The following is a 26598-nucleotide window of genomic DNA, read 5'->3' as shown; positions in this document are numbered from 1 at the left end:
GATATATTATAATATTTACTGTTTTTTCGCGGTGTATTAATCATTTTAATCGAGAAAATTATGGTAATAGCTTATTTGAGAGTAAGTACAGAAAAACAGTTTTTAGCCAATCAGAAAGAAGAGATTTTAAGATTCGCAGAGAAGAATGGGTTGGCTATTGATAAATGGTACACCGAGACGGTGAGTGGAAGTGTAAGTACGAAAGAGCGAAAACTGGCGCCGTTGTTGCGACAGATGAAGCCGGGAGATACGCTGATTGTTACAGAGATTTCAAGATTAAGCAGGACACTATTGGAGATTATGACTATTTTAAATTCATGCATTAAGAAGCAGGTAGTGTTGTATAGCACTAAAGAGGGGTATGTCTTTCAGAATGATATAAACAGTAAAGTATTAGGGTTTGCATTTGGTTTGATGGCAGAAATAGAGCGTAATCTTATTTCCATGCGTACAAAAGAGGCTTTGGCAAGGCGTAAGCAGGAAGGAGTTGCATTAGGGAGGAGAAAAGGAGATAATCCTAAATTGCAATTATTGCATGATAACAGAAAATATATTTTAAAACAAGCGCGGGGTGGAGCCAAACACGCAAAATTAGCGCGTGAGTTTGGTGTGTCCAGAACGACCATGTTTCGGTTTCTGAAAGCGGAAGGAATGACGGCAAACGCTTGACGAACTTAAAAAATGTGAATTGAGAATTTGGATGTGCTTGACATCTCTTGATAAATCTCAATTCACAAATTTTGAAATTAACAGTTTGTTTTATAGGGGTTTAATTGTTCACTCTTTTATGGAGATTCTTAAGTTCAAATGCAAGCATGAATCTGAAAAGACCGATGATGAGGAAGGTGAACGAAATCATATATACAGCGTATAATGCACCTACTGCCGGTTGCCACAGAATGAGTAAAGAGCATAAAATAGCTAAAATCCCGAATGCCATATACCAGCCCCAATCACGGGTTCCATAACGTTTCAGATCCATGGAGTAGCCTGTGGCAGAAAAACCTCGAAACATAAGCCAGAAAGCGATAAGGAAAGGTATAACTTCCATGCTTACCATTGGGTAAGCTACAAGATAGATACCGATGATGAGATCAATAATGCCTCCGGCGAGATACCAACCCCAACTTGATACGTGTTTATTACTTATAGCAAAAAGAATTTCCAGAATACCACTGACTAACATGGAGATGCTGAAGATGATGCTTAGAGCTACATAACTGCTTAACGGAGCAAACATAAGGCATAACGCTACGCCGATATACAAAATACCTAAAATAAGAGACATCCACCAATTTTTCACTGAATGTTGAATCTCATCGAATACTGTTTTCATACGAATGTGATTTTATTAATTGATACTATAAGTTTGTTAGGGGAGTAACAAATAGAGAGAAAAAAGGTTTGGAATGGCAACTTGATATACAAATCAGTTGATAAGTAAGGTATCCATTATCACAAATTTACGCAAAGAATATCGTCTCTCAAGTACAGCAAGCTATCTCGTTTGCGATAATCTGCGATCATTTGCGTTTTAATAAAAGACTGTCATAGTATGAATTAAATTTGAAGTACTACTTATAGGGCCTGATGTGTTATTCTGTTATTTCTTTGTGAACCTATTGCAAAGTTTAATTGTTCTATACACAAAAGAGCGAAACTTAAGACTCTTTTTTAAAATACTAAATAACTAATAATAATATATCTTATGGCAACAACAAATTTCAAAGGACAACCGGTAAAGCTGATCGGTGAATTTATACAGGTTGGAAAAGTAGCTCCTGATTTCGAACTTGTAAAAACAGATTTATCTTCTTTTTCTCTGAAAGATCTCAAAGGGAAAAATGTGATTCTTAATATTTTCCCAAGTCTGGATACAAGTGTTTGTGCAACCTCTGTACGTAAATTTAATAAAATGGCAGCTGGTTTGAAAGATACAATCGTATTGGCTATCTCCAAAGATCTTCCTTTTGCTCATGCGCGCTTCTGTACTACTGAAGGTATTGAGAATGTAATTCCATTGTCGGATTTCCGCTATTCGGATTTTGATGAGAGTTATGGTGTACGTATGGCAGATGGTCCGCTTGCCGGCTTGTTGGCGCGTTCGGTGGTGGTGATTGGTAAAGATGGTAAGATTGCTTATACAGAGTTAGTACCGGAAGTTACGCAAGAACCTGATTATGATAAAGCACTGGCTGCTGTGAAAGAATAAATTATTAAAGAGAGAGAGCCTGTGCCTTTTAAAGGCACAGGTATTAAAGATTTTGACCTAATAGGGACTGGTTTATAGATATGGTAATATCGCCATCTCTTCAGTTCTTGTTAGGTTGTGTTTTTTTCAGAAATAAATAAAACCTAAACAGAATGAATAGAATGCAATTAATGTCTGTCGCCTTTTTATTTATGGGCGTAGGAATGCTGTCGGCTCAAACAGAGCCTACAAAAGAAGCTTCTCCCTGGACAAGGGAAGGATATGCCGGGTTGAAATTGACCCAGGTAAGTTTAACAAACTGGGCTGCCGGTGGCGACAACTCTGTTGCCTTTGATTTGCAAGGTGCTTATCAGGCTAACTATAAAAAAGGAAAACATCTTTGGAACAATCGTCTCGAATTGGCTTATGGATTAAATAAAACGGGTGAAGACGGTGTAAGGAAAGCGAATGATAAAATCTATCTGAATTCTAATTACGGATATTCTATAGCGAAGAGCTGGTATGCCAGTGCTTTTGCTACTTTTCAGACGCAATTTTCTCCTGGATATGATTATAAGGTAAACAAAGATATCTCTGTTTCAGAGTTTATGTCTCCTGCCTATCTGACCACCGGACTTGGTTTTACTTACGAACCCAATAAGATCTTTACGGTAGTACTGTCTCCGGCTTCCTGGCGTGGTACGTTCGTGCTCAATGATCGTTTATCTGACGAAGGAGCTTACGGTGTAGATCCGGGTAAGCATTTATTGTCGAGCTTCGGAGCAAATCTGAAAGGAGAGGTACGATATGAGTTTATGAAGAATATGACAGTCTATTCCCGTCTGGATCTCTATTCTGATTATCTGGATAAACCGCAGAATGTGGATGTGAATTGGGAGGTGCAGATAAATATGGCAATTAATAAATGGTTCTCAACTACATTAACTACCAATCTGATGTATGATGACGATGTGAAAATAGCCCAGAAAGACGGAACAAAAGGACCACGGGTGCAGTTTAAGGAAATATTAGGAGTGGGATTGCAATTTAATTTCTGAGTTTAGTTTCACCACAGAGGACACAGAGAACACAGAGATACTGAATAATTATCTAATTGACTTTAAATAATTAAAACTCTGTGTGACTCTGTGTCCTCTGTGGTGAAATAAACTCAAAACAATATGAAGTCCTTATTTCTTCTTCAGTGCTTTGTAAACCAGGAAACCTACAATAAATACTCCTACAGCGATGAAAAAGTAACCCAGTTCGTGACTGTATTCACCAACGCGTGCTAACAATTGCTCTTCGCTTTCGATACCCGGAACGGAAGCCAGATGGTATCCGATAGCTGCCAGTATACCATTCCATAAACCAGCTCCAAGAGTGGTGTATAACAGGAAGGTGGAAAGTTTCATACGGGCAAGACCGGCAGGGATAGAGATTAACTGACGTACAGCAGGGATTAGACGGCCTATAAAAGTAGACAATGCGCCGTGCTTATCGAAGTATTCTTCTGCATGTTGCACTTTAGCTTCGTCGATGAGGCACATGTGCCCAAAACGACTGTTGGCAAACTTATAAATGATAGGGCGTCCTAACCAGTAAGCTAAGTAATAGTTGATGATTGCTCCGATATTTGCCCCGATTGTGGCAAACAATACTACCAGATACACATTCATTTCATCATTTACAGCTGCTTTGTAAGCCGCAGGAGGTACAACTACCTCAGACGGAAAGGGTATAAACGAACTCTCGATGGCCATTAACAGGGTAATAGTCCAGTAGTTAAGGTGATCGAGACACCATTGAATGAAGGCTACAGATTCCATTTGCTTAAATTCTGAATGCTAAGTTTATAATTTTAATTTAGTAGTTAGAATTTAGTAGTCAGTAGATAGAATCGATACACGTGATAATTCTTATGCCGAATGGCTTCCAACTACTATCTACTAACTTCTAATTATTTTCTTCCTCAGTCTCTCCGTCATTTACATCATCAAGTTCATTCATGAATGTTTCCAGATTCTGCAAAATATCTTTGTCTGTATTTTGTGACAACATTTCCTGAATCATCTCTATGTTAAGCGGAGTTTCTGACATTTGATTGTATTTCTGAAATCCCTTGTGATCTCTAAGAATCATACAGATAGAAGCCAGACGGCCATTGATTCCCGGATAATCAGGATCTTGTTTCTTTGCTTCCTCAAAACAGAGGCGGGCATTTTCTACCATACCATAGTCCAGACTGTAGTTGCCTATCTGCACTAATGTTTCGGCTTCGGGTACATATTGCAATGCTACGGCCCAACACTGTTTAGCTTCCTCAAACTTATCTTCTTCCAGATAAAGCCGTCCTTCTTGCAGATAGATTTCCACACTCTCGGGTAATTGTTTTTTAGCCTTTTCGCAGAGTTGGTGGGCTTCTTCGTATCTGCCTAATTTCGAAAGGCAGAAAATTTCATTGCTGTATATATCCGAAAGGATGGGAGAGTTATCGTCTCCGATAATTTCCATTGCCTGTTCATAACTTCTGTAAGCCAGTTCCCATTTCTCCTGATTGGCGTATGCCAGCCCGATAAACATATGGGCAAAGTCGGGAGGCAGACTTTTGCTCTGCAAGGCCAGTTGATATTCCTGAATAGCTTCGGTCTCATTCTCCAAATGAAAGAGGCTGTGTGCTCTAATGATGTGTGCCTCTCCGAATTTATCATCGGCAGCAAGGGCAAAGTCGCAGGCCTCGACAGCTTTGTCAAATTCCTGCTGGCTGAAATGGCATTTGGCAAGCCCGGTCCAGTAAGAAGGATTGTACGGATTCTTGTCAATCAGCTTGTTGTAGAAACTGATTGCCTTCGTATTACGCTCTCCACTACGATAGCAATCGGCCATGGCTGCAAGGAATTCTTCGTTTTCCTTATATTCTTCCAGTCCGAGTGTAAGCCATGGCAATGCCTTCTCCGGATATCCCATGTCCATATAAAGATATGCTACATCGATGATTGTTTCCAGTGATTTTTCTTCTTCGATGGAGTTGAGCAGGGTTTCTGCTTCGTCCAGTTTGCCTTCGTTCAATAGGATTTCGGCTTTTAGCAGTTTGACCTCCGGATCATAATCTTCTGCGATGCTGCCAACTACGGCTATGGCCTTTTGAAGTTGCATCGTATCCAGATACAGATAAGCCTGCTCTATCAGGAGGTCTGTGTGTCCCGGATGGAGTTCAAGACCGTAGCTGATCACTTCTTGTGCTTCGTCAAAACGGCGGTCCGTGGCATATTTGTCTGCAATGTCTGCAAGTTGGTCTCCGTCCAGGTAAAGCTGTCTGTTTTCAGCTTTCGCTGTTTCGTAACTTGCGATGAGTTCATTCAATTCTTGTTCTTTATCTGTAGATGGGTTTTTTCTGGCCATTTGATTAATTAAAAATGAGAATTAAAAATTAAAAACGAAATTGGAGGAAGAAAGAAACGGACTGTACTTTTGTGTATGTGCAGTCCGCTTTTATTTTCCAACTTTTAATTTTTAATTTTGAATGTATCTTTCAACCCCACGGTACGGTTGAATATAAGTTTGTCGGGAGCCGACTCTTTGTCTATGTTGAAGTATCCTATGCGCTGGAATTGCAAGTAGGAGAGCGTAGGCAATGTAGCTACATACTTTTCTACATAGCAATTATTGAGTATTTGCAAAGAGTCAGGATTAATGATCTCTTTCATAGCCTCCAATGCTTCGCAGTTTTTGGCTTCACGGATGGCAGCCAGTTCGTCACGCGGGTTCTCTACTTTCCAAAGACGGTCATAGAGGCGTACTTCTGCAGAAAGGCAGTGTGCACAACTCAACCAGTGCAAAGTACCTTTTACTTTGCGATTGGCATCGGGCATACCACTTTTTGTATGCGGATCATATTCGCAATATACTTCAGTAATATTACCGTTTTCATCCTTCTTGCATCCGGTACACTTCACGATGTATGCATTTTTGAGGCGTACTTCCTGTCCCGGAGTCATGCGGAAATATTTCTTCGGAGCATCTTCCATAAAGTCTTCGCGTTCAATCCACAGTTCACGGCTGAATTCGATTGTATGGCTGCCTGCTTCCGGATCTTCCGGATTATTAATTGCATCCAGCTCTTCTACTTCTCCCTCGGGATAGTTGGTAATAATCAGTTTCACCGGATTCAATACCGCAGAAACACGGGTAGCACGGGCGTTGAGGTCTTCACGTACAGCACTTTCCAGCAGAGCAAATTCATTGAGAGCATCATAAGTAGTGTAGCCAATTTTGTCAACGAACTTACGGATAGACTCTGGTGAATAGCCACGACGACGGAAACCGCAGATAGTCGGCATGCGTGGATCATCCCAGCCATTTACCAGACCTTCTTTTACGAGTGTGAGCAGATTGCGTTTACTCATCAGCGTATAGCTGAGGTTTAATTTATTGAATTCGTACTGACGGGGGCGATTGTCATTCAAGTCATTCCCTTCTTTCAACCAGTCGATAAAGAGATCGTATAACGGACGGTGTACGACGAATTCCAGTGTACAGAGTGAGTGAGTCACTCCTTCAAAGAAGTCACTTTGTCCGTGTGCGAAGTCATACATCGGATAGGCTTTCCAGGTAGTACCTGTACGGTGATGCGGATGTTTCACTACACGGTAGATAATCGGGTCACGAAAATGCATGTTCGGATTTGCCATGTCTATTTTAGCACGGAGTACCATAGCACCTTCTTCTATTTCGCCACTGTTCATTTTTTCAAATAAGGCAAGATTCTCCTCAATGGGGCGGTTGCGATAGGGGCTTTCAGTTCCCGGTTGAGTCGGAGTTCCTTTTTGTGCGGCAATCTGTTCGGAAGTCTGTTCGTCAATGTAGGCTTTACCTTCTTTGATAAGACGCACGGCAAAATCCCAAAGTTGCTGGAAGTAATCCGAAGCATAATATACATTTCCCCATTCAAAGCCTAGCCATTTGATATCTTCTTCGATGGCTTCTACATACTCCACATCTTCTTTGGTTGGATTGGTGTCATCAAAACGAAGATTACATACACCGCCATGACGGGCTGCGAGGCCGAAATCGAGGCAAATAGCTTTGGCATGACCTATGTGAAGATAACCATTGGGTTCAGGCGGAAAACGCGTCTGTACCTTTCCTCCGTTTTTGCCCTCTTTTAAATCATTTTCTACAATTTGCTCAATAAAGTTGAGGCTTTTTTTTTCGCTTGTCACCTCTTCGTTTCTAATATCTGTCATAGCGTTTAATGAGTTACGAGTTATGAGCTACAAAAGTATGACATTTTTTTTGCATAACCTTATTTCACCGGAATATATCCACTCTTTTTTATAATATCCTGCCCTTCCTGAGAAAGAATGAAGTCAATAAGAGGTGTTACTGCTTCTTTGTTCTCTGCATTGTAATAGTAATAAAGAGGACGTACGATGGGATAAATTTTACGAGTCGCATTTTCTACATTGGGCTGGGCGTAATGCTTGTTGTCGTAAGATACTGACAACGTTTTGATACGTGGTGATACGTAGGCCAACCCGACATAGCCGATCGCTCCTTTTGTCTGGCTTACCGATTGTATGATAGCACCGGTGGCAGGCATAGAGAGGCTACTGGACATGTAATTCTTATTTTTAAGTACACTTTCTTTGAAGAATTCGTAGGTTCCTGAAGAGGTTTCCCGGGAGTATACAACGATCTTACGGTCTTCGCCACCCACTTGTTTCCAGTTAGTGATTTTACCCCGGAAGATACCCTCCAACTGTTGACGGGTAAGTTGCTTCACCGGGTTTGTCGGGTGTACTACCACGGCAAGGGCATCATATGCAACGATAACCTCCTCTATATTTTTTTGAGCAGCCCTGGCCTTCATCTTTTCACTAAACTTGATAGGGCGGGAAGCCATAGCAATGTCAGTGGTATTATCCATTAAGGCGGAGATGCCTACTCCGGTTCCACCACCTGTGACGGTGACACGGCTATCTGCGTTTCTATTCATAAAGCGTTCGGCAGTTTGCTGGGCAACCGGAAGAACCGTGTCACTACCTTTGATCCGTTGAGCCTGAATACCTGTGGTTATAAGAATCAGACTCAGAAATAATATGCTTTTTGCATTCATAAATTCACTTATAATTGGTATTTCACTCGCAAATTAAAAAAGAAGATGTTACATTCTTGTTATAAAACCTACAATGTTTGCTCTTGTAACATAAATGTAACACTTTTGAAACATTTCCTTCAAGCGGAATTCACACCTCCTTAATATGATACTCTTTTCTTTGCATTCAGAAATCAAACAATAGGTATGAAGAAGATTTTCGAAAAGATTGTAGAGGGAATGCTTACTTGTAGTGGCTTTGTTACAAGTATAACTATCCTGCTTATCGTACTATTCCTGTTTACTGAAGCTTTTGGATTATTCAGCAGTAAAGTGATAGAAGAAGGATATGTATTAGCTTTAAATAAAGACAATAAGGTCAGCCAGCTAAGCCCGGCTCAGATAAAAGATGTTTTTGATGAAGAGATAACGAATTGGAAAGAACTCGGTGGGGAGAATCTCCCTATCCGGGTTTTTCGTTTAGAAGATATCACACAATATTATACGGAAGAAGAGTTGGGAGATGCTTATCAGTATGCCGGGGCACGTATTATGGAACTGATTGAGAAGACTCCGGGGATTGTAGCTTTCGTCCCGCAACAGTTTATTACAACACCGGGTAAGGTACATTTTATCAAGGATAATACCATTTCCGTAAAAGATGTATTTGCCGGTGCCGAATGGTTCCCGACGGCTACTCCCGCTCCGTTGTTTGGCTTTCTGCCTCTTATTACCGGTACCCTTTGGGTGAGCCTTTTCGCTATACTTATCGCTTTGCCGTTCGGGCTTTCCGTATCTATCTATATGTCCGAAGTAGCCAATCCGAAAGTACGTGGCTGGCTGAAGCCTATCATCGAATTATTGAGTGGAATCCCGTCCGTAGTCTATGGCTTTTTCGGGTTGATAGTAATTGTGCCACTTATACAAAAAGTATTCGATTTGCCGGTAGGAGAGAGCGGGTTGGCTGGAAGTATCGTATTGGCCATCATGGCACTGCCTACTATTATTACTGTGACGGAAGATGCAATGCGCAATTGTCCGCGTGCCATGCGTGAAGCCAGTTTGGCGTTGGGAGCCTCACAATGGCAGACTATATATAAGGTCGTTATTCCTTTTTCCATCTCCGGGATCACTTCGGGAGTTGTGCTTGGTATCGGTCGTGCTATTGGTGAAACGATGGCTGTACTCATGGTGACCGGAAATGCAGCGGTAATTCCTACTACAATCCTTGAACCGTTGCGTACCATCCCGGCCACTATTGCTGCCGAACTGGGCGAAGCACCTGCCGGTGGTCCTCATTATCAGGCGCTGTTCCTGTTAGGTGTAGTATTGTTCTTTATCACATTAATTATAAACTTTAGCGTAGAGTACATCTCGTCTAAAGGCGTAAAACGAAGCAAATAACATGGAAATAGCAAGTAATAATAAGGCGAAACGTCGTTCACAAGGCATTGCTTTCGGAATTTTCCGGGCGTTAAGCTTGTGTATCGTACTGATCTTGTTTGCCATATTGGGGTTTATTATATATAAAGGTATAGGAGCTATAAATTGGGATTTTATTACTTCTGCGCCTACCAATGGTATGACGGGAGGAGGCATCTGGCCCGCTATTGTAGGTACGTTCTACCTGATGATAGGAAGTGCACTTTTTGCCTTTCCGGTAGGAGTGATGAGCGGTATCTATATGAATGAGTATGCTCCCAAAGGAAAGCTGGTTCGTTTTATTCGGGTGATGACAAATAACCTGAGTGGCATTCCATCCATTGTTTTCGGATTGTTCGGTATGGCTTTGTTTGTCAATTATCTTGGGTTCGGTGACAGCATTCTGGCCGGTTCGTTAACGTTGGGGTTGCTTTGTGTCCCTTTGGTAATTCGTACCACGGAAGAAGCGTTGAAGGCGATTCCTGATAGCTTACGCGAAGGTAGCAGAGCGTTGGGAGCAACCAAGTTGCAAACGATCTGGCATGTGATTTTACCGATGGGTATGCCCAATATCATTACCGGACTGATCCTTGCCTTAGGGCGTGCTTCCGGTGAGACGGCTCCCATCCTTTTCACGTGTGCAGCCTATTTCCTGCCGCAGTTGCCTACCAGCATTTTTGATCAGTGTATGGCATTACCTTATCACCTTTATGTGATTTCTACCAGCGGTACGAATATGGAAGCTCAATTGCCGTTGGCTTATGGCACTGCCCTGGTGTTGATCCTGATTATTCTGTTGGTAAACTTGTTGGCAAATGCCTTGAGAAAGTATTTTGAGAAAAAAGTAAAAACAAACTAAGTAAGATTTACGATTAGACAATTTACGATTTACGATTGATGTTGCAATTCGTTTCAAGTTGCATCGCATATTGAATCAAGTTGAATCGCATTTTGTAAAATCATAAATAGAAGTAATTTCAATCGTAAATTGTAAATCGTCAAATCGTAAATAAAGAATATGGAAACAATGGTAAGTGCTCGTGATGTGAATTTCTGGTATGGTAACTTTCATGCATTGAAGGGTATCAGTATGGAGATCGAAGAAAAAACGGTAGTAGCGTTTATTGGTCCTTCGGGCTGTGGTAAGTCTACCTTTCTTCGTTTATTTAACCGTATGAACGATTTGATTCCTGACACTCGCCTGACAGGAGAGATTCGAATCGATGGTGAGAATATTTATGATAAAGGCGTACAGGTCGATGAACTCCGTAAGAATGTAGGAATGGTTTTCCAGCGTCCCAATCCGTTTCCTAAAAGCATTTTTGAAAATGTGGCGTATGGTTTGCGGGTGAATGGAGTTAAAGACAATGCTTTTATTCGTCAGCGTGTCGAAGAGACATTGAAAGGAGCAGCACTTTGGGACGAAGTCAAAGACAAGCTCAAAGAGTCAGCTTATGCTCTTTCGGGCGGGCAGCAACAGCGTCTTTGCATTGCACGTGCTATGGCCGTATCTCCTTCTGTATTGCTGATGGATGAACCTGCTTCCGCCCTCGATCCTATTTCTACGGCAAAGGTAGAAGAATTGATTCATGAGTTGAAGAAGCAATATACGATTGTCATCGTGACACACAATATGCAGCAGGCTGCTCGCGTTAGTGATAAAACAGCCTTCTTCTACCTGGGAGAGATGGTAGAATATGACAATACAAAGAAAATCTTTACGAATCCGGAGAAAGAAGCAACACAGAATTACATTACCGGAAGATTCGGATAAAAAAATAATTATTCAATGTACCCATATGCTAATGTGCCGATTATCATGTGGCATGTTGCTATAATACAGTTAATTGGCACATTTTTCAAATTAGCACATTATTAAATTATTATATTATGGTGAAGTTTATAGAATCGGAGCTCATCCTACTGCATAAAGAAGTTGATGAGATGTGGACATTAGTTTATAACCAGTTGGATAGAGCTGGAGAGGCTGTATTGACACTTGATAAAGAACTTGCCCGGCAAGTGATTGTTCGTGAGCGGAGAGTGAATGCTTCCGAGTTGAAAATAGACAGCGATGTGGAGGATGTGATTGCCTTGTATAATCCTGTGGCTATCGATTTACGTTTTGTGCTTGCCATGCTTAAGATTAATACCAATCTGGAACGCTTGGGTGACTTTGCCGAAGGGATTGCCCGTTTTGTGTTGAAGTGTGAGGAGCCTGTTTTGGATGCCGAATTGTTGAAACGTCTTCGTCTGGAAGAGATGTTGGGAGAAGTGCTCTCTATGCTTGAATTGGCAAAGCGTGCTTTGAATGAAGAGAGTATTGAACTGGCTACCGCTGTTTTTTCCAAAGACAACCTGTTGGATGAAATCAATGCTGAAGCCACTACGGTTCTTGCCGGTTATATAAAAGAACATCCTGAAAGTGTACTTTCCTGCTTGAACCTCGTAAGTGTGTTCCGTAAGTTAGAGCGTTCCGGAGATCATATCACTAATATTGCCGAAGAGATAGTGTTCTTTATGGATGCGAAAGTGTTAAAACATAGTGGAAAAACGGATGAACACTATCCGGAAAAGTCATAATATGCAACTTTTTATACAAAAATTAGTAGTACTTAAAAAAAAGTTCTATATTTGTCTGCTGTAACGGGTAGGTAGTGAGGCGGCTATCTTGAAATGATAATAAATCCAAAGAAAATTCAAAAAGATGTTATAAGACATGTTTTAATATTTGGTTCATAACGAGAAAAGCGCCTATATTTGCACCGTTATCCTGAAAACAATCTTTTTACCTTAAAAAAAAACTAATACCTATTGAAAACTGAGAAATGGAGCTTTGTGAAAAGCCCCATTTTTTTATACCTATGTCCTATTAATAATTAACACAGATTATTTGTTTCCTCTACTCTAATCAGTTTCAATTTTGTATCTTTGACCCCATGATCGGAGAGGGTATCTCCAACCGTAAATCGTAAATAGTTAAATCATAAATAGTAAATATCTTTATGTTTTCCGGAATAGTAGAAGAATATGCTACTCTCGTAGCACTGGTAAAAGACCAGGAAAATATACACTTTACTTTTAAGTGTTCGTTTGTAAATGAGTTGAAAATAGACCAGAGTATTGCACACAACGGTGTATGTCTGACAGTTGTTAGCATGACCGATGATACCTATACTGTGACTGCCATGAAGGAGACGCTTGACCGTTCCAACCTTGGCTTGCTTAAAATAGGGGATAAGGTGAACGTGGAACGTAGCATGATGATGAACGGACGTCTGGACGGACATATCGTACAAGGACATGTTGATCAGACTGCTACTTGTGTGGATATCAAAGATGCAGACGGAAGCTGGTATTTCACATTCAAATATGCATTTGATACAGAGATGGCAAAGCGGGGATATATCACTGTAGACAAAGGTTCGGTAACGGTGAACGGCGTCAGCCTGACTGTATGTAACCCTACGGATGATACCTTCCAGGTAGCCATTATACCTTATACTTATGAACATACCAACTTCCATACTTTTGTGATCGGTAGTGTGGTAAACATTGAATTCGATATCATCGGCAAGTATATCAGCCGAATGATAGTGTTATAACTTTATAACCCTACAACTTTATAACCTTATAATTCCATAACCCTATAACTTTTTTATGGATTTTCTGCGATTAGTTATGTCACGGCAAAGTGACCGTGCTTATGATAAGGAACACTCTGTTGAACCGGAAAAGCTGGAACGGATACTGGAAGCTGCTCGTTTGGCACCTTCAGCTTGCAATGCACAGCCGTGGAAGTTTGTGGTGGTTACGGACAGAGAACTTTCCCGCAAAGTAGGGAAGGCTGCTGCCGGGCTTGGTATGAATAAGTTTGCGAAGGACGCACCCGTACATATCCTGATAGTGGAGGAATCTGCCAATATTACTTCTCTTTTGGGAGGTAAAGTGAAAGATAAGCATTTCCCCCTGATTGATGTAGGCATTGCAGCTTCCCATATTGTTCTTGCTGCCGAAAGTGAAGGCTTGGGTTCGTGTATCCTTGGTTGGTTCGATGAAAAGGAAATTAAACAACTGACGGGTATTCCTGCTTCTAAACGACTGTTGCTGGATATTATTGTCGGCTATCCATTGAAAGAGAAGAGGAAGAAAATTCGTAAGGTGAAAGAAAAAGTGATATCTTACAATGGCTATAAGTGAAATAGCAGAGTCCTTCATTTCCCGCATACAAACTTAGTATTTTAACAGTGACTTAAAATGCATATTAATAGTGTGTTAAGTACGTACTTTTGGGGTATCAAAGTACGTACTTTTTTATTGCTTGATTTCCAGGTTTTTAAACCTGTTTTTTACTGAGATGTCCTGAGTATTTTCAGGATGTATTTCCCCGGTGCCTCAATCCTGCTCCAGTTTGTCTTTGCCAGTATTCTCCATATTTCCGTCCCCTTCCTGCCGTAGTCCGACAATCTCAGTATCGCTTTAATCTCGGTTTTGTCTTTCACATTGTGCAGCCTCAGGCTCTCCAATAGCCCGCTGTAATTGTGTGTTTTCTCATTGAGTGCGTATTCGGGTGGGGGAGGAAGTAAAGAAATATCCTCCTCTTCCTCCTTCTCCCCGTTGGGGGGATCAGAGGGGGGAAGTTCTTTACTCTTCTCTGCTTTACTTTGCTTTACTTTACTTTGTCTGAAATTGTCTGCATTTTCGAGGTTCAACTCCATTTGAGTCGGTAACTTGTCTACATTTTCTGTAGTTGAACTACCGGTTTTGCATACATTTTTTGAGTTCGCACCCTCTGTCAGCATATAGGGAAGTTTCGTTAAGTCCTTCTTTCTACGGCTTGTAGCCTCCAGCCATACCTTTTGTATTTCCACAGAAGTCAGCACTCCATGTTTTTCGTAGCTTTCTTTATCGAAAAATCTTTTTTCGATAAGCAGGTTTACGATCTCTTCCACTGTCTTTTTATCGTATTCCGGTCCTAACTTCCTTGCAAAAATCATGCATTGGTCTTCTCCCCAATGAATGTAATACCCGTCAGTATATATCTTGCACAGCAACATGATCACCGCATGCGGCCCTTTCACTCCATGTATTGCCGTAATCAGTTCTATCGTATCGCAGTGAAAAAATCCCGTCAGTAACGGGAAGTAGTTTATTCCATAGTATTCTGTAGCCATAATTTTTTTGAGTAGTAAGTAGTTAGTAGCAAGTAGTAAGTAGTAAGTAGTTGATAGTAAGTAGCCGGAATTCTTTTAGCATACCTCTGATACACTGCATAGATTCTGGCTACTGACTACTGGCTACTAACTACTGAATAGGTCTCCATTCCATAAAGTTCTCCACCAGGAACGTTCTCCATCCCTGTTGCTCCACGTCCCAGTAAACGATGGTACCTTCCACCTTTGTTGGATCGTATACTTTGTGAAACTCTGCTTCGTAATAGATCAGTGTCCCTTTCACAAACTTGAAATCTCCGTTCTGCTTGTGATAGGCAATCATGGCATGCCCGTACAGCATGTGGTCCAACAATCTTTCCAGGCGTTCTGCCATCCATTGTGCGGTACTTTCCGGGTAACTTTTCTCTATCACGATCCGTCTTTTCCATCTTGCTTTCATTGCTTCACTCTGTGACACCTGCCTTTTCTGCTTTTTCATAATACTGAATTTAAAATGATGAATAATTATTTTTTCAGGTTGATGCTGTATACAAAGAAAGTGCCGCTTCCTGAGAAAGCGGCACTCTTACATCTTTCGCTTCAATCTGCTGCGAATATATGCTTATTATTTTAAAATGAATTTACAAAATAGATGTCCTTCAATTTTCCTGTCTTCACATAACCGGATTACTACTATTTCTCTTCATTCCATATTTGGGATATGTAGGTTTTGATAGTGCTGTATTTGAGTGATTTATATTCTCCGTTGATACAGTGGACGAGTACTCCTTTTTCAGTAATAAACCGCGCTAAATTGGCTTGGCATGTCTTTAAATTTTCTCCCATTGCTCCTTTTTTATATAGTAATATCATGCCTCTGATATATTCTTCGTGACAGGAAATAATACCACGTATTGGTTTCTCCTTTTTTCTTCCTTTCTTTGATTGAATTTCCTGTTTATTAGTAAGTAAATACTTTTTATTCTTGTTTTTTTTACTCTTTTACTATTCTCTTTCTGTTGTGGTTTTTGGTTCATAATTTGCGATTTTAATTTTGTTAATGATAAAAATGTTTAAAATCGCGAAAGTAGTTAATTAATTCATTTAGTATGGATTATTTATGAGGTAAAATGATGTAAAATGCTTGTTTTGTGTGGTTATGATATTGTAAATCAATAAAATAACTGTCAAATATAAAAGTGTTTCAATAAACGTTCGTTTAATTGAACGCAAAGATATGAGGTATTTTTATATTGGCAAAATGTTTAATAAAAAAAATGATATTATATTTGTTGAATTACCCTCAATTCATTGATTACTAATAATATATAGTATTAAATAAATTGATATTTTATCTGTATGCTTTTATGAAAATCCCCTTTTATATGATGTGTAAAAAAAGCGTTCAATTAAACGAACGTCTATTGAAACACTTGTTGCTTTCAGTTGGCTCGTTTATAATAAGTTGTGCATCCCGCTTTGTTTTCGATAAAAACAAGTCCTTGCACATCTCATAAATCCCCTCTTTATGTTCGTTCCCTGTGATAGGGCCACTATTGAGGGCAAGTGTATAACTCATTGATAATCTTTTTTATACACACTTGACTGGAAGGAGTTTTCACTACCCCGGTGTCCCTAAAGAATATCCAATTGTGAACAAATCCACCGACATACACTGGTATCCTCTTCGCGTCACTTACAGCCGCGAGCTTCTCCTGAAAGAGATTTTAGATGCCGAAAATATTGAGAACTTCATTCCGATGCACTACGAGTACATCCGGAAAGGGGAGCGTAAAGTACGTAAATTGGTCCCCGTGGTACATAACTTTATCTTCGTCCGTTCCTCTTTGGAATGCATCGAACGTATCCGTCAGTCCATCGCCCTTTCTTTGGCTGTCCGTTATATCTTCAATCAGGAGCTTCGTCGTCCGATCACCATCCCGGATTCCCAGATGCGTAGCTTCATAGCCGTTTCGGGCAATTACGAAGAACAGATCGTTTACCTCGACCCCATCGCCACCGCCTTACAGAAAGGTGACCGTGTCCGTGTCACCGGTGGCATCTTCGAGGGTGTGGAAGGAGTCATCATCCGTGTCAAGGGAGACCGCCGCGTGTCGGTTTGTATTCAGGGAGTCATGGCAGTAGCTACCGCCTATATCCATCCCTCCCTAATCGAACGCATTCCCGATTCTGATTAATAGTAAATTGTAAACTGATAACTACATCATTTTTCAATCGTAAATTGTAAATCGTCAAATTGTAAATCTCTCCATGTTTCTACAATCACAAATTGATGCCCTGTGCCATATTACGCACGAGCTTCTCAACTTAGGTTTCGATGGTAGCCCCATTTATTCCGACCGTTTTTGCGAACTCAATCTCGAGGTGTACCGTCAGTCCGAAGATCTCTATACCCGGCGCAGTTCCAATATCGAAGAAGAAGCCCGGCTTTGTTATGCCCTTCTGAGTGGCTTCCATGCTACCATTTATGACAATGGCAATAAAAACAAAAAGATTCAGACGCTTCTCGACCGTAGTTGGAAGGTGCTCGATCAACTTTCAGCCTCACTATTGAAGTGTCAGCTTTTAGTAGCCTGCTACGCAGAGACTTTTGATGACGAGTTAGCGAAAGAAGCTCATGAAATAATCAATGGTTGGGAAGGTCGTGATTTGACTTTAGCAGAACGGGAAGTTTTCGACTATCTGGAGAGTCTGGAGGCTAATCCGTATCCGAATTGGGAAGAGGTGGAATAACAGTCTACAAGATTTTGAGAAACTTCCGCAGTACTCATGCTACCATTGATATGTTGCTAAAATTGGTATTCAATTTCTTACTATACTTGAGAATTTGATTTATCGTGATACGATTCACTTGTTTGAATTGAAGTTCAAAGTTTCCCGTCAGACCATCTTGAATTGGATGGAACTTAGTGCCGTGTGAAGATGTATGGATGGCAAGAAAATCGTTGTGATTTTGACTGAATGGTTACCACGCATAGAGAGTAGGGGCAAATAACTAATGTCTAAACAAAACGTTTACATCTAAAAAGTGATAAATAACTCAGAGAATAATAAGCGAATTGCGAAGAATACAATGATGCTTTATATTCGTATGTTACTAACGATGGGAGTTAGTCTTTATACGAGTCGTGTTGTTCTAAATACTTTAGGTATTGAGGATTTTGGTATCTATAATGTAGTGGCCGGAGTTGTTGTATTGTTCTCTTTCTTAAATGGGGCTTTAACGCAAGCGACTCAACGTTTTCTAACGTATGAACTGGGGAAACAAAACTTATTGAAATTCAAACAAGTATTTAGTATTAGTTTACTTGTCTATTTGGGATTATCTCTTATCATCATTATCTTAGGCGAGAGTATTGGTTTGTGGTTTCTTAACACACAGCTTAATATAGCAGAAGAGCGGATGGTTGCTGCAAATTGGACTTATCAATTTACATTAGTTACTTTTTTCTTAAATATGATGTGTACTCCTTATAATGCAGCGATTGTAGCTCATGAGAAGATGTCATTTTATGCTTATATTTCGATAGTAGAAGTAATATTGAAATTGTTAATTGTTTATTTACTGATGTGGGTGAATTTTGATAAATTAATAAGCTATAGCATTTTAACTTCTGTCGTTTCTTTTGTTGTTTTATTGTTATATGTATATTTTTGTCTTAATCAATTTAGTGCATGCCGCTTTTTCTATTATTGGAATAAAAAGTTGTTTTATAAGTTAGTGAGTTTTTCTGGTTGGAGTATATTTGGAAGTCTTTCGGTAGTAGCTACTAATCAAGGTGTAAATATGCTCTTAAATATTTTTTTTGGTGTTGTTGTTAATGCTGCTATGGGGGTTACTAATCAAATAAGTAATGCAGTAAATCAGTTCGTCCTGAATTTTCAAGTTGCATTTAATCCTCAAATAACAAAATCCTATGCTTCCGGAGATAAACCCTATTTAGAGTCATTAATATTTAGATCAGCAAAAATTTCTTATCTGTTATTGTTTTTAATTTCTTTGCCAATTTTAATAAAGACAGAAGCAATTTTGCAAATTTGGTTAGGAAGTATACCACAATATACTGTTTTATTCTGTCGATTTACAATTATCTCTTTATTAATCGATACATTATCAGGCCCCTTGTGGATGATAATCCAAGCAAAAGGGAAAATTCGGAATTATCAATTAATTATCAGTTCCATATTCTGGCTAAATTTAATTTCATCATTTATACTGTTTTCATTAGGCTATAGTGCCGTTTTTGCCTTGATAGTTCGATGTGTGGTTAGTGTGGTTTTATTGTTTACAAGGCTTATTTTATTTGTATCAATGCTTAATTTTCCCTCAAAGTTGTTTTGTAGAAAAGTGATACTTAATGTTGTTTGTATAACCTTTGTTGTTATTCCCTTCCCATTATTAATTGGTAAATATACTGATGGCATGATAAGTTTAATACTTACTGTAATTGTTTCTTTTTTATTCACGATATTATTCTCTTATCTTTTAGGATTAAATGCGGAGGAAAAGAAAAAAGTAAAAATATATATACTAAATAGAATAAATAAATGAACTTAAATCGATTTGTAAGAAGTGCGTATGGAATTGTCAGAAATAAATATGATCTTTATTGGGATGAAAAAAAAATAATAAATATTATATCATTATCTAAAAACAGGAAAACAGTTTTTATATTTGGGTCCCCGGGACATAGTAATATGGGAGATCAAGCGCAAATGTACTGTATACAAAAATGGATAAATCAAAATTTTGAAGAGTATCAATGCGTTTTTTTTACTTTAAGAACTTCGACAGATAAGGTTATTCGTCATTTGAGAAAGCAGATTAATTCAGACGATCTTTTGATGTTTCATAGTGGCTATCATTTAACAGATTTATATAGAGAAAAAGATGTATATTGTAAAATAGCGCAACTGTTTCCTGATTTTAAAATATTCATCTTTCCTCAGACAATTAACTTTAAAGATAAAGATGAAGAAAAAAAAATAGCAACTATTTTTAACAAGCATGGTAAAATTACATTGTGCTGTAGAGATGAACTCTCTTATCAAAATGCTCAAAAAATATTTGTAAATTGCAGATTGTTATTGTACCCTGATATTGTCACTTCACTAATTGGTTCAAAGCATTATACTAATAATCGTCAAGGAATTTTGTTTTGTATGAGAAATGATATAGAAGCTTTTTATAAAGTAGAAACAATACAAAAATTACGTGATAAATTTGAAAATATAACAACTGAAATGACCGATACGACTATTTCAATCCCTTATTCAATAATAAATGAAGGATCGAATAGAGAAAAATTATTAATTGAAATATTCGAGCAATTTTCTAAATATAAATTGGTTATCACAGATCGTTATCATGGGACTATTTTTTCACTAATAGCAGGTACTCCTGTTATAGTAGTTTCATCTACAGATCATAAGTTGAGTTCTGGAGTTAAATGGTTCCCAGTGGAGTTCGAAAATTATGTAAAATTTGCTCCTGATTTAGAAGATGTACCTCAATTAGTTCATGATATTTTATCAAATGAGAATTTGACTTATCATTTGATGCCTTATTTTGAAGAAAATTATTACTCAGTATTAAAATCCAAGCTGTAACATGAAACTTTGTGAATCATCAGTGTGTACAGGTTGTCTTGCTTGTGTTAATTCTTGCCCTAAGATGGCTTTGAGTATATCTAAGGATGATGAGGGCTTTTATGTGCCTTCTCTGTTGGTGGAAAAGTGTATTGAATGTGGTACCTGTGAAAGGAGTTGCCCTATATTGAATGTGATAGAGAAGAAAAGAGTAAAACAATATGGATACGCTATTTGGAGTCGAAATAAGGTACTAAGGAAGGAGAGCTCTTCTGGCGGTATATTCTCTGAATTGGCACTTTATATTTTAAAAAGCGGTGGCGTTGTTTTTGGGGCAGCGTTTACTTCTAATTTTACTGTATCTCACATAATGATTGATAAAGAAGATGATTTAGCAAAATTGAGAGGCTCAAAGTATTTGCAAAGTAATATTCATGAGTCATATAAAGCTGTTCGTTCGGTTCTGAAGGAGGGGAGGATGGTCTTGTTTAGTGGGGCACCTTGTCAGGTAGCTGGTCTTTATGGGTATTTACAACGTGATTATAGCAATTTAGTGACATGTGATTTTGTTTGTCATGGAGTTCCATCTCCTAATGTTTTTTTTAAATATAAAGAATGGTTGGAAAATTGTTATAAATCATCACTTATCTCTTATACTTTTAGAGATAAAAGGAATAGTTGGAGTTGGTTTAACACTAAAGCTATATTTGAATCTGGAGAGGTTTATTTTGGTAATTGGTTTAAAGATCCTTTTATGCGACTATTTCTGAGGGATAATATATTAAGAAAGTCTTGTTATCAATGTCGCTTCGCCAATATGGAACGTGTTAGTGATATAACTTTAGCTGATTTTTGGGGTTATGTAGCTACTTGTAAAGAAGAAAAAAACACAGATGAGGGTATTTCGATGTTGTTGATAAATACTTCTAAAGGGAGAAATCTTGTTGATTTAGTGAAAAATCAGACTATTTGTTTTGAAAGAGATTCTATTGTAATTTCCAAAAGTCAGAAAAGTCTTTCTTCTGCTTGGAATGAACCTGTTACGAGATCTGAGTTTTGGTTGGATTTCCAAAATATGAACTTTGATGAAATTATAGCAAAATGGGGATATCCAGAGAGAAGAAATTTCCCTCAATATTTAATTTCTGAATATGGAAGTAATACGGTTGTTAAAAGTTTGTGCTGGGTATATTACAGGATTAATATTGTTTTCTTTAAATTGATTAGTTTTTTTAATAGGCGTTTTACTTAGAGTCTGTTTAAATTTTGCTCGCCACTGTTTTGAGATTTGTTTTCGAGGATATTTTTCAGTTTTTATAAGGAGCATAGCGGGCTATGTGACGAATAAAAGCTGAAAAATAGACCGAAAAGAAAATCAAAACAGGTCGATAAAGCCTATATAAAAATTATTTCAGGAAAATTTAAACAGACTCTTAATTCTTGAGATTATTTCTGGATAATGTTATGGATATAAAAGTTTCAATTATTGTTCCTGTTTATAATGTCTCTTTGTATATAGAAAGAGTCTTAAAATCAATATTGAATCAAACATATAGAAATATTGAATGTATATTAATTAATGACTGCACGCCTGATGATAGTATGAAGAAAGTATCTGATTTTCTGAATAATAATCAGTGTGATATTGATTTTAGAATAATTAATCATGAGAAAAATAGAGGATTGTCTGCAGCCCGCAATACAGGAATAAAATTTTCTACGGGAGATTATTTGTATTTTTTAGATAGCGATGATGACATTTCATTAGATTGTATTTCTTTATTGGTGTCTTCGTTAAAATCAAATTATGACGTTGTTGTTGGAGCGTATGAAGTAAATGCGAAATTTCCAATATATTGCTTTGATAATAAATTATATGAATCGAATAGTGTTATTGTTGAGGCGCTTTATAATAATGAATGGTACGTGATGGCTTGGAATAAACTAGTCAATAAATCATTTATAATTCAATACAATTTATTTTTCGAAGAAGGTTTATTGCATGAAGATGTTTTGTGGAGTTTTCAATTGGCTACATTCGCCAAATCATTGTTTTTATGTGATTCAATTACTTATAAATATGTCATAAGAGATAATACAATTAGTACAGATACTAATCAAAAAAAACATTTAGTTCATTACTTTAATGTTATTAATAAGATGATTTCGTTTGTTAGTGATAATAATGTTTCTAATCCATATAATTATTTTATTTTGGAAAGTTATCGGTATTCTTATTTCTCAGTAGCTATGACAGTGCTTACTGATTTAGAACTTTGGACTTATTATAAACATATAGTAAATCGAGTACCTTTATCTAATCGTTTTGTTTATTTATGTAAAGCAAGTAATCGGTTGGGAGTATTTATCAGGAATATTCATTTTATCTTGCCTCTTAGAATTGGTTTCTACTATTATAAAATGATATGTATGTTATATGATAAAATACACAAATTTTCAAAATGTTAAATTTGATGAAGTTACATGCGGTCAACCGATCTACATTGTTTTTATTTGGCTGCTTATTATATTTTGGGGGATCTGCAATACTTAATAGTGATACTTCTCCTATATTAATAATTCGTTTTTTACAATTGACAGGTTTGTCGTTTATTTTTTATAATTTCTTTTTTCTTGTAAAGAAGCAAAATAGTCGTTTAACTTCTTTTTGTGTTTGCTTTTTTGTTATACTGGGTGTTTTTATAATGATTCGGGGAAATTATCTGACTGTGATGTCTGTATTAAATAAGGTGTACGACAGAATGGGGCTTATGCTGTATTTAACGCCTTTGATCTATTTTATATTGTCTGAAAATGTGTTAAAAAAAATATTTTCTTTATTTTTTTTGATGTCATTACTTTTTGTAGTGCTTATTTTATTATCTTATAGAGCATTATTTACAGAGTTCGGTTTTGTAGTAATCTCCCAGTTAACTGCCTTTTTGGGGTCGACTTCAATTATTTTATTCTATTTTATTCGCTCTTTTGGTTTAAAGTATAAGATTGTCATTTTCATCTCTCTTGGACTTCTTTTTATCTTTGCTACATTAATGGCTAGGCGTGGATTAGTTTTAGATATATTTATTGCATTTTTTCTAAATATTGTAGGAGTTGTAATCTTTGGTGATAATAACAGTAAACAAAAAATCAAGATCTTGTTTTTTATTTTTTTTCTATCGTTAATAGCTTGGAGGGGGTATGGTTATTTGTCGACTACGCTATTTTCGAATTTGATAGAGAAAGGGATGACTGATACAAGGTCTCAAGTGGAATTTATGTTTATTGATGATGTGTTTAGTAATGTAAGTGATGTGTTTTGGGGACGTGGTATTGATGGCGTATATTATGCTCCTGGAATAGAGTCATCAGGTGAGGAGTATCGTAATTTGATTGAAACAGGTTTTTTACACATTATATTGAAGGGTGGAATCCTATTTCTTATACCCTTTCTTGTTTTTCTAATTTGTGCAATTTGTAAAGGATTTGCTTCAAAATCTTATTTTTCTCATCAGTCAGCTCTTTTTTTAGTACATTTTATAGTGTCTTTGTATCCAGGAAGCCCTTTTGCTTTTTGTCCTAAATATTTATTTGTGTGGGTGGCTGTTTGGAGTATCTATACTAATCAAAAAAATAATATTTTTAGATGAATATTGCTTTTTATGATCATCCTTTTCATATAAAGACAAGGAGTAGTCAATTTTTTATTGAAATTTTGCAAACTCTTGATAAAGTAGATGTTTTATATTCTTTTTTTGATTCAAATAATGATGTCATAAAAGAAGGATATGACTTGTATGTTTTTTGGCAAATTATACCATCTCTTGACATATTATCTTCTGTAGATCCTAAAAGAGTAATTATTATTCCAATGTATGATGCTTGTTCAACATGGAACCACTTTACTTGGTATAAGTATCGTAAGTTTCGTTTTATCTCTTTTAGTACTACTATTCATAAGATTCTTCTTGATTTAAGAATTGATAGTTTACTCGTGCGATATGTTCCTCCTGTAAGGAAAAATATAACTCTTGATTTGACTAAGTTATCAGCATTTATTTGGAGAAGAACAAATAATATGAATATTCAAAAATTATTGAATTCCTTAGAAAGTATGGGAGTAAATAGGGTTTTGATTCATGATTCTCCCGATTCTACTACTTGTTCAAAAATCAATAAGAATATTTTGAGTATGAATAAAATGGAGATTAACTATACTGATGGCTGGTTTGATACTCATGAAGATTATTTAAATGCACTTAGTAAATGCAATATATTTATTGCTCCCCGAAAGTTGGAAGGAATTGGTATGGGATTTTTGGAGGCGATGGGATTAGGTTTATGCGTATTATCACCTAATAGTCCTACGATGAGTGAATATATTGTTGATGGAGATAATGGAGTTTTATTTGATAAGTTTGAAAACTTATCAAATAAAACGATAAATATAAGATTACTATCAAAGTGCTCTTTAGAAACTTATGAATACTACGCACAGCGTTGGGACTTAGAAAAAATGTCGATTTTATCTTTTTGTACTAAAACCCCGAAGGATAGTAGCGAAGGATACAATCACCCGATAAGATACAGCGCATGTGATTTAAAGTTGTTTGTTGGTAGAACTATGGATTATTTAAAAACAAGATTATTTAAATCAGATTATTAATTATGGAATACGCTCTTTCAGTAGTATTAGGTTCCAAAAACCGGAAGAATTTATTAAAGGCTACAATTAATAGTATAAGAACAAATGGGTTCAATGGAAATGTTGAAATCATTGTAATAGATGGTGGCTCTACTGATGGCACATGCGATTGGTTAGCTAAACAAAGGGATATTTTTACAATGATTCAGCCGAACTATAAGGTAACTGATTCACAAGGTATACGTGTATTGGCTCATTCATGGGGAGAATTTATGAATATTGCTTTTAAATATGCTTCGGCTCCTTATATCGTAATGGTGAGCGATGATTTAATATTGGAAAAAGGGTGTTTACAGAAAGGGTATGATGAAATGGAAAGGCGAAGAATAAATGGGGAAAAAATAGGTGCTGGTGCTTTCTTTTTTAGAGAATTTCCTAGACATAATTATTATCGTGTGGGGCTTTTACCCAAAGGATATGTTACTTTAAATCATGGATTCTATGTGCGAGAGGCATTAGAGGCGATTGGCTTTTTAGAGGAGAAGGATTATAACTTTTATTTTGCTGATAGTGATGTTGTTATGCGCCTGAATTTACAAGGATGGAGTACAATAGCTTTAGATAATTGTTTTGCAGAGCATTTATGTCATAAACCAATCTTTAATAAAAAGAAAAATTACTCTATATCTCATTTACGCGATATGGACATGTTTAATCAGAAATATCCATATCCTATAGGGGATACTATGATACAAAAGAAATTATTTGTTGATATAAATACATATCCATTTTATAGATATGCTGTTAAGAATGTTTTTTATGGTTATCTATTAAGACTTTATGATGGGTATAGAAAAAACTAATATGGTCATAGTTCGTCTCTGGGGAGGGATTGGAAATCAATTATTTCAGTATTCTTTTGGTGAGTTTTTAAGAGAGAAGTACCAGGTGGATGTGATATATGATATTGCTTCTTTTGGAAAATCTGATAAATTAAGAAAGTTGGAGTTATCTGTGGTTGTTCCTGGTATACCTGTTACCACTGATATTTCTTTCTCTAAATATGTAGGTACAAAGAATCGGTTATTGAGATTTATTTATGGTTTGAAAAATAGTTTTATTGAGGAGAAGTATTTTTCAGATGAACAGTTGTTCAAATATTTGAGTAAGAGAGGGGATGTTTATTTGCAGGGCTATTGGCAGAAAACTATTTATGCTGAAACTTTGAGAAGAAAGGGCTCTTTTTTTCTTTCCCAAGAAGAACCGATAGTCTTGCATACTACACTTGCAAAGTTACTACAAAAAAGTGAAATGCGGAAGAATATGGTAATGGATTTGATTTACAGGGGTTTCATTAACGCTGCCAATTATTCTGAGAGCCATTACAATCCACGCCGAAGCCAAATCAAGACGGAGCTACGTTACTTGTTCGTAACCACGCCCAATAGGTGACGAAATGGACACGAATAACGAAACAAGGCCT

At 37.3% G+C, this 26598-nt stretch carries 26 protein-coding genes; 19 read left to right on the top strand and 7 right to left on the bottom strand.

All coding sequences use genetic code 11. The features are described 5' to 3' along the window. The first annotated feature begins 60 nt into the window (after positions 1 to 60). The gene (locus K8P02_RS10300) at positions 61 to 669 is read left to right on the top strand and encodes a master DNA invertase Mpi family serine-type recombinase (RefSeq protein WP_007486823.1); all 609 of its coding nucleotides are present in this window, start codon (positions 61 to 63) and stop codon (positions 667 to 669) included. Between the two features lie 100 nt (positions 670 to 769). Here K8P02_RS10300 and K8P02_RS10295 read toward each other — a convergent pair whose 3' ends face one another. Further along, entirely contained in the window at positions 770 to 1336 is a 567-nt protein-coding gene (locus K8P02_RS10295; protein ID WP_002561551.1) for an HdeD family acid-resistance protein, read from the bottom strand. Between the two features lie 372 nt (positions 1337 to 1708). Here K8P02_RS10295 and tpx point away from each other — a divergent pair, with 372 nt between their 5' ends. Then, positions 1709 to 2212, top strand: coding sequence for a thiol peroxidase (tpx, locus tag K8P02_RS10290; protein WP_002561552.1), 504 nt, complete (start codon positions 1709 to 1711; stop codon positions 2210 to 2212). A gap of 152 nt (positions 2213 to 2364) precedes the next feature. Further along, the gene (locus K8P02_RS10285) at positions 2365 to 3249 is read left to right on the top strand and encodes a DUF3078 domain-containing protein (RefSeq protein ID WP_025868215.1); all 885 of its coding nucleotides are present in this window, start codon (positions 2365 to 2367) and stop codon (positions 3247 to 3249) included. Positions 3250 to 3381: 132 nt separating this feature from the next. Here K8P02_RS10285 and K8P02_RS10280 read toward each other — a convergent pair whose 3' ends face one another. From K8P02_RS10280 to K8P02_RS10265, 4 genes are all read right to left on the bottom strand, one after another. Further along, positions 3382 to 4020, bottom strand: a complete 639-nt coding sequence (locus K8P02_RS10280; RefSeq protein ID WP_002561554.1) for a DedA family protein — start codon at positions 4018 to 4020, stop codon at positions 3382 to 3384. Between the two features lie 127 nt (positions 4021 to 4147). Further along, positions 4148 to 5593, bottom strand: coding sequence for a tetratricopeptide repeat protein (locus K8P02_RS10275; RefSeq protein WP_025868214.1), 1446 nt, complete (start codon positions 5591 to 5593; stop codon positions 4148 to 4150). Positions 5594 to 5697: 104 nt separating this feature from the next. Then, positions 5698 to 7437, bottom strand: a complete 1740-nt coding sequence (locus K8P02_RS10270) for a glutamine--tRNA ligase/YqeY domain fusion protein (RefSeq protein ID WP_002561556.1) — start codon at positions 7435 to 7437, stop codon at positions 5698 to 5700. Positions 7438 to 7496: 59 nt separating this feature from the next. After that, a complete protein-coding gene (locus K8P02_RS10265; RefSeq protein ID WP_007486827.1) occupies positions 7497 to 8309 on the bottom strand; it encodes a PstS family phosphate ABC transporter substrate-binding protein in 813 nt (270 codons plus the stop codon). A 186-nt stretch (positions 8310 to 8495) separates the two neighbouring features. Here K8P02_RS10265 and pstC point away from each other — a divergent pair, with 186 nt between their 5' ends. The 6 genes from pstC to K8P02_RS10235 all read left to right on the top strand — a co-directional run bounded on the left by pstC (position 8496) and on the right by K8P02_RS10235 (position 13910). Beyond that, complete coding sequence (gene pstC / locus K8P02_RS10260) at positions 8496 to 9692, top strand: phosphate ABC transporter permease subunit PstC (RefSeq protein ID WP_002561558.1); 1197 nt, start codon at positions 8496 to 8498, stop codon at positions 9690 to 9692. 1 nt (position 9693) lies between these two features. Further along, the gene (gene pstA, locus K8P02_RS10255; RefSeq protein WP_007486828.1) at positions 9694 to 10569 is read left to right on the top strand and encodes a phosphate ABC transporter permease PstA; all 876 of its coding nucleotides are present in this window, start codon (positions 9694 to 9696) and stop codon (positions 10567 to 10569) included. Positions 10570 to 10728: 159 nt separating this feature from the next. Continuing rightward, the gene (pstB, locus tag K8P02_RS10250) at positions 10729 to 11484 is read left to right on the top strand and encodes a phosphate ABC transporter ATP-binding protein PstB (RefSeq protein WP_002561560.1); all 756 of its coding nucleotides are present in this window, start codon (positions 10729 to 10731) and stop codon (positions 11482 to 11484) included. A gap of 116 nt (positions 11485 to 11600) precedes the next feature. Continuing rightward, on the top strand, positions 11601 to 12293 hold the full coding sequence (gene phoU, locus K8P02_RS10245) for a phosphate signaling complex protein PhoU (protein ID WP_002561561.1): 693 nt from the start codon (positions 11601 to 11603) through the stop codon (positions 12291 to 12293). Between the two features lie 422 nt (positions 12294 to 12715). After that, the gene (locus K8P02_RS10240) at positions 12716 to 13315 is read left to right on the top strand and encodes a riboflavin synthase (RefSeq protein ID WP_002561562.1); all 600 of its coding nucleotides are present in this window, start codon (positions 12716 to 12718) and stop codon (positions 13313 to 13315) included. A 55-nt stretch (positions 13316 to 13370) separates the two neighbouring features. Beyond that, positions 13371 to 13910 carry a nitroreductase family protein gene (locus K8P02_RS10235; RefSeq protein ID WP_002561563.1) on the top strand — a complete coding sequence of 180 codons (540 nt, stop codon included), beginning with the start codon at positions 13371 to 13373 and terminating at the stop codon, positions 13908 to 13910. Between the two features lie 149 nt (positions 13911 to 14059). Here the strand turns inward: K8P02_RS10235 and K8P02_RS10230 are convergent, their stop codons facing one another. Further along, positions 14060 to 14884, bottom strand: a complete 825-nt coding sequence (locus tag K8P02_RS10230; protein ID WP_195351273.1) for a DUF4373 domain-containing protein — start codon at positions 14882 to 14884, stop codon at positions 14060 to 14062. 130 nt (positions 14885 to 15014) lie between these two features. Continuing rightward, on the bottom strand, positions 15015 to 15362 hold the full coding sequence (locus K8P02_RS10225; RefSeq protein ID WP_196039141.1) for an SH3 beta-barrel fold-containing protein: 348 nt from the start codon (positions 15360 to 15362) through the stop codon (positions 15015 to 15017). A gap of 1153 nt (positions 15363 to 16515) precedes the next feature. Here K8P02_RS10225 and K8P02_RS10220 point away from each other — a divergent pair. The 10 genes from K8P02_RS10220 to K8P02_RS10175 all read left to right on the top strand — a co-directional run bounded on the left by K8P02_RS10220 (position 16516) and on the right by K8P02_RS10175 (position 26567). Further along, entirely contained in the window at positions 16516 to 17061 is a 546-nt protein-coding gene (locus K8P02_RS10220) for a UpxY family transcription antiterminator (protein WP_025868218.1), read from the top strand. A 73-nt stretch (positions 17062 to 17134) separates the two neighbouring features. Beyond that, positions 17135 to 17617, top strand: a complete 483-nt coding sequence (locus K8P02_RS10215; RefSeq protein ID WP_025868219.1) for a UpxZ family transcription anti-terminator antagonist — start codon at positions 17135 to 17137, stop codon at positions 17615 to 17617. Between the two features lie 340 nt (positions 17618 to 17957). Next, entirely contained in the window at positions 17958 to 19436 is a 1479-nt protein-coding gene (locus K8P02_RS10210) for an MATE family efflux transporter (protein ID WP_044095311.1), read from the top strand. Then, entirely contained in the window at positions 19433 to 20494 is a 1062-nt protein-coding gene (locus K8P02_RS10205; RefSeq protein WP_002560807.1) for a polysaccharide pyruvyl transferase family protein, read from the top strand. The genes K8P02_RS10210 and K8P02_RS10205 overlap by 4 nt, the downstream gene beginning before the upstream one ends. Position 20495: 1 nt before the next feature. Next, positions 20496 to 21725 (top strand): Coenzyme F420 hydrogenase/dehydrogenase, beta subunit C-terminal domain, encoded by a 1230-nt coding sequence (locus K8P02_RS10200; protein WP_007486839.1) that lies wholly within the window; start codon positions 20496 to 20498, stop codon positions 21723 to 21725. Between the two features lie 212 nt (positions 21726 to 21937). Then, the gene (locus K8P02_RS10195) at positions 21938 to 22942 is read left to right on the top strand and encodes a glycosyltransferase family 2 protein (RefSeq protein WP_223382291.1); all 1005 of its coding nucleotides are present in this window, start codon (positions 21938 to 21940) and stop codon (positions 22940 to 22942) included. Positions 22943 to 22947: 5 nt separating this feature from the next. Next, positions 22948 to 24120, top strand: coding sequence for a hypothetical protein (locus K8P02_RS10190; protein ID WP_025868221.1), 1173 nt, complete (start codon positions 22948 to 22950; stop codon positions 24118 to 24120). Beyond that, positions 24117 to 25136, top strand: coding sequence for a glycosyltransferase (locus K8P02_RS10185; protein WP_025868222.1), 1020 nt, complete (start codon positions 24117 to 24119; stop codon positions 25134 to 25136). Before K8P02_RS10190 ends, K8P02_RS10185 begins: the two co-directional genes overlap by 4 nt. A gap of 2 nt (positions 25137 to 25138) precedes the next feature. Continuing rightward, positions 25139 to 25978: a glycosyltransferase family 2 protein gene (locus K8P02_RS10180; protein ID WP_002560802.1), complete on the top strand. Its 840-nt coding sequence runs from the start codon at positions 25139 to 25141 to the stop codon at positions 25976 to 25978. Continuing rightward, on the top strand, positions 25956 to 26567 hold the full coding sequence (locus K8P02_RS10175; RefSeq protein WP_223382289.1) for an O-fucosyltransferase family protein: 612 nt from the start codon (positions 25956 to 25958) through the stop codon (positions 26565 to 26567). Before K8P02_RS10180 ends, K8P02_RS10175 begins: the two co-directional genes overlap by 23 nt. Positions 26568 to 26598: the final 31 nt, after the last annotated feature.

The sequence above is a fragment of the Bacteroides nordii genome, from assembly GCF_019930665.1.
GTDB classification, from domain to species: Bacteria; Bacteroidota; Bacteroidia; order Bacteroidales; family Bacteroidaceae; genus Bacteroides; species Bacteroides nordii.
Note: the sequence above shows the minus strand (reverse complement) of the source record. Positions and strands in the feature narration are given on the sequence as shown.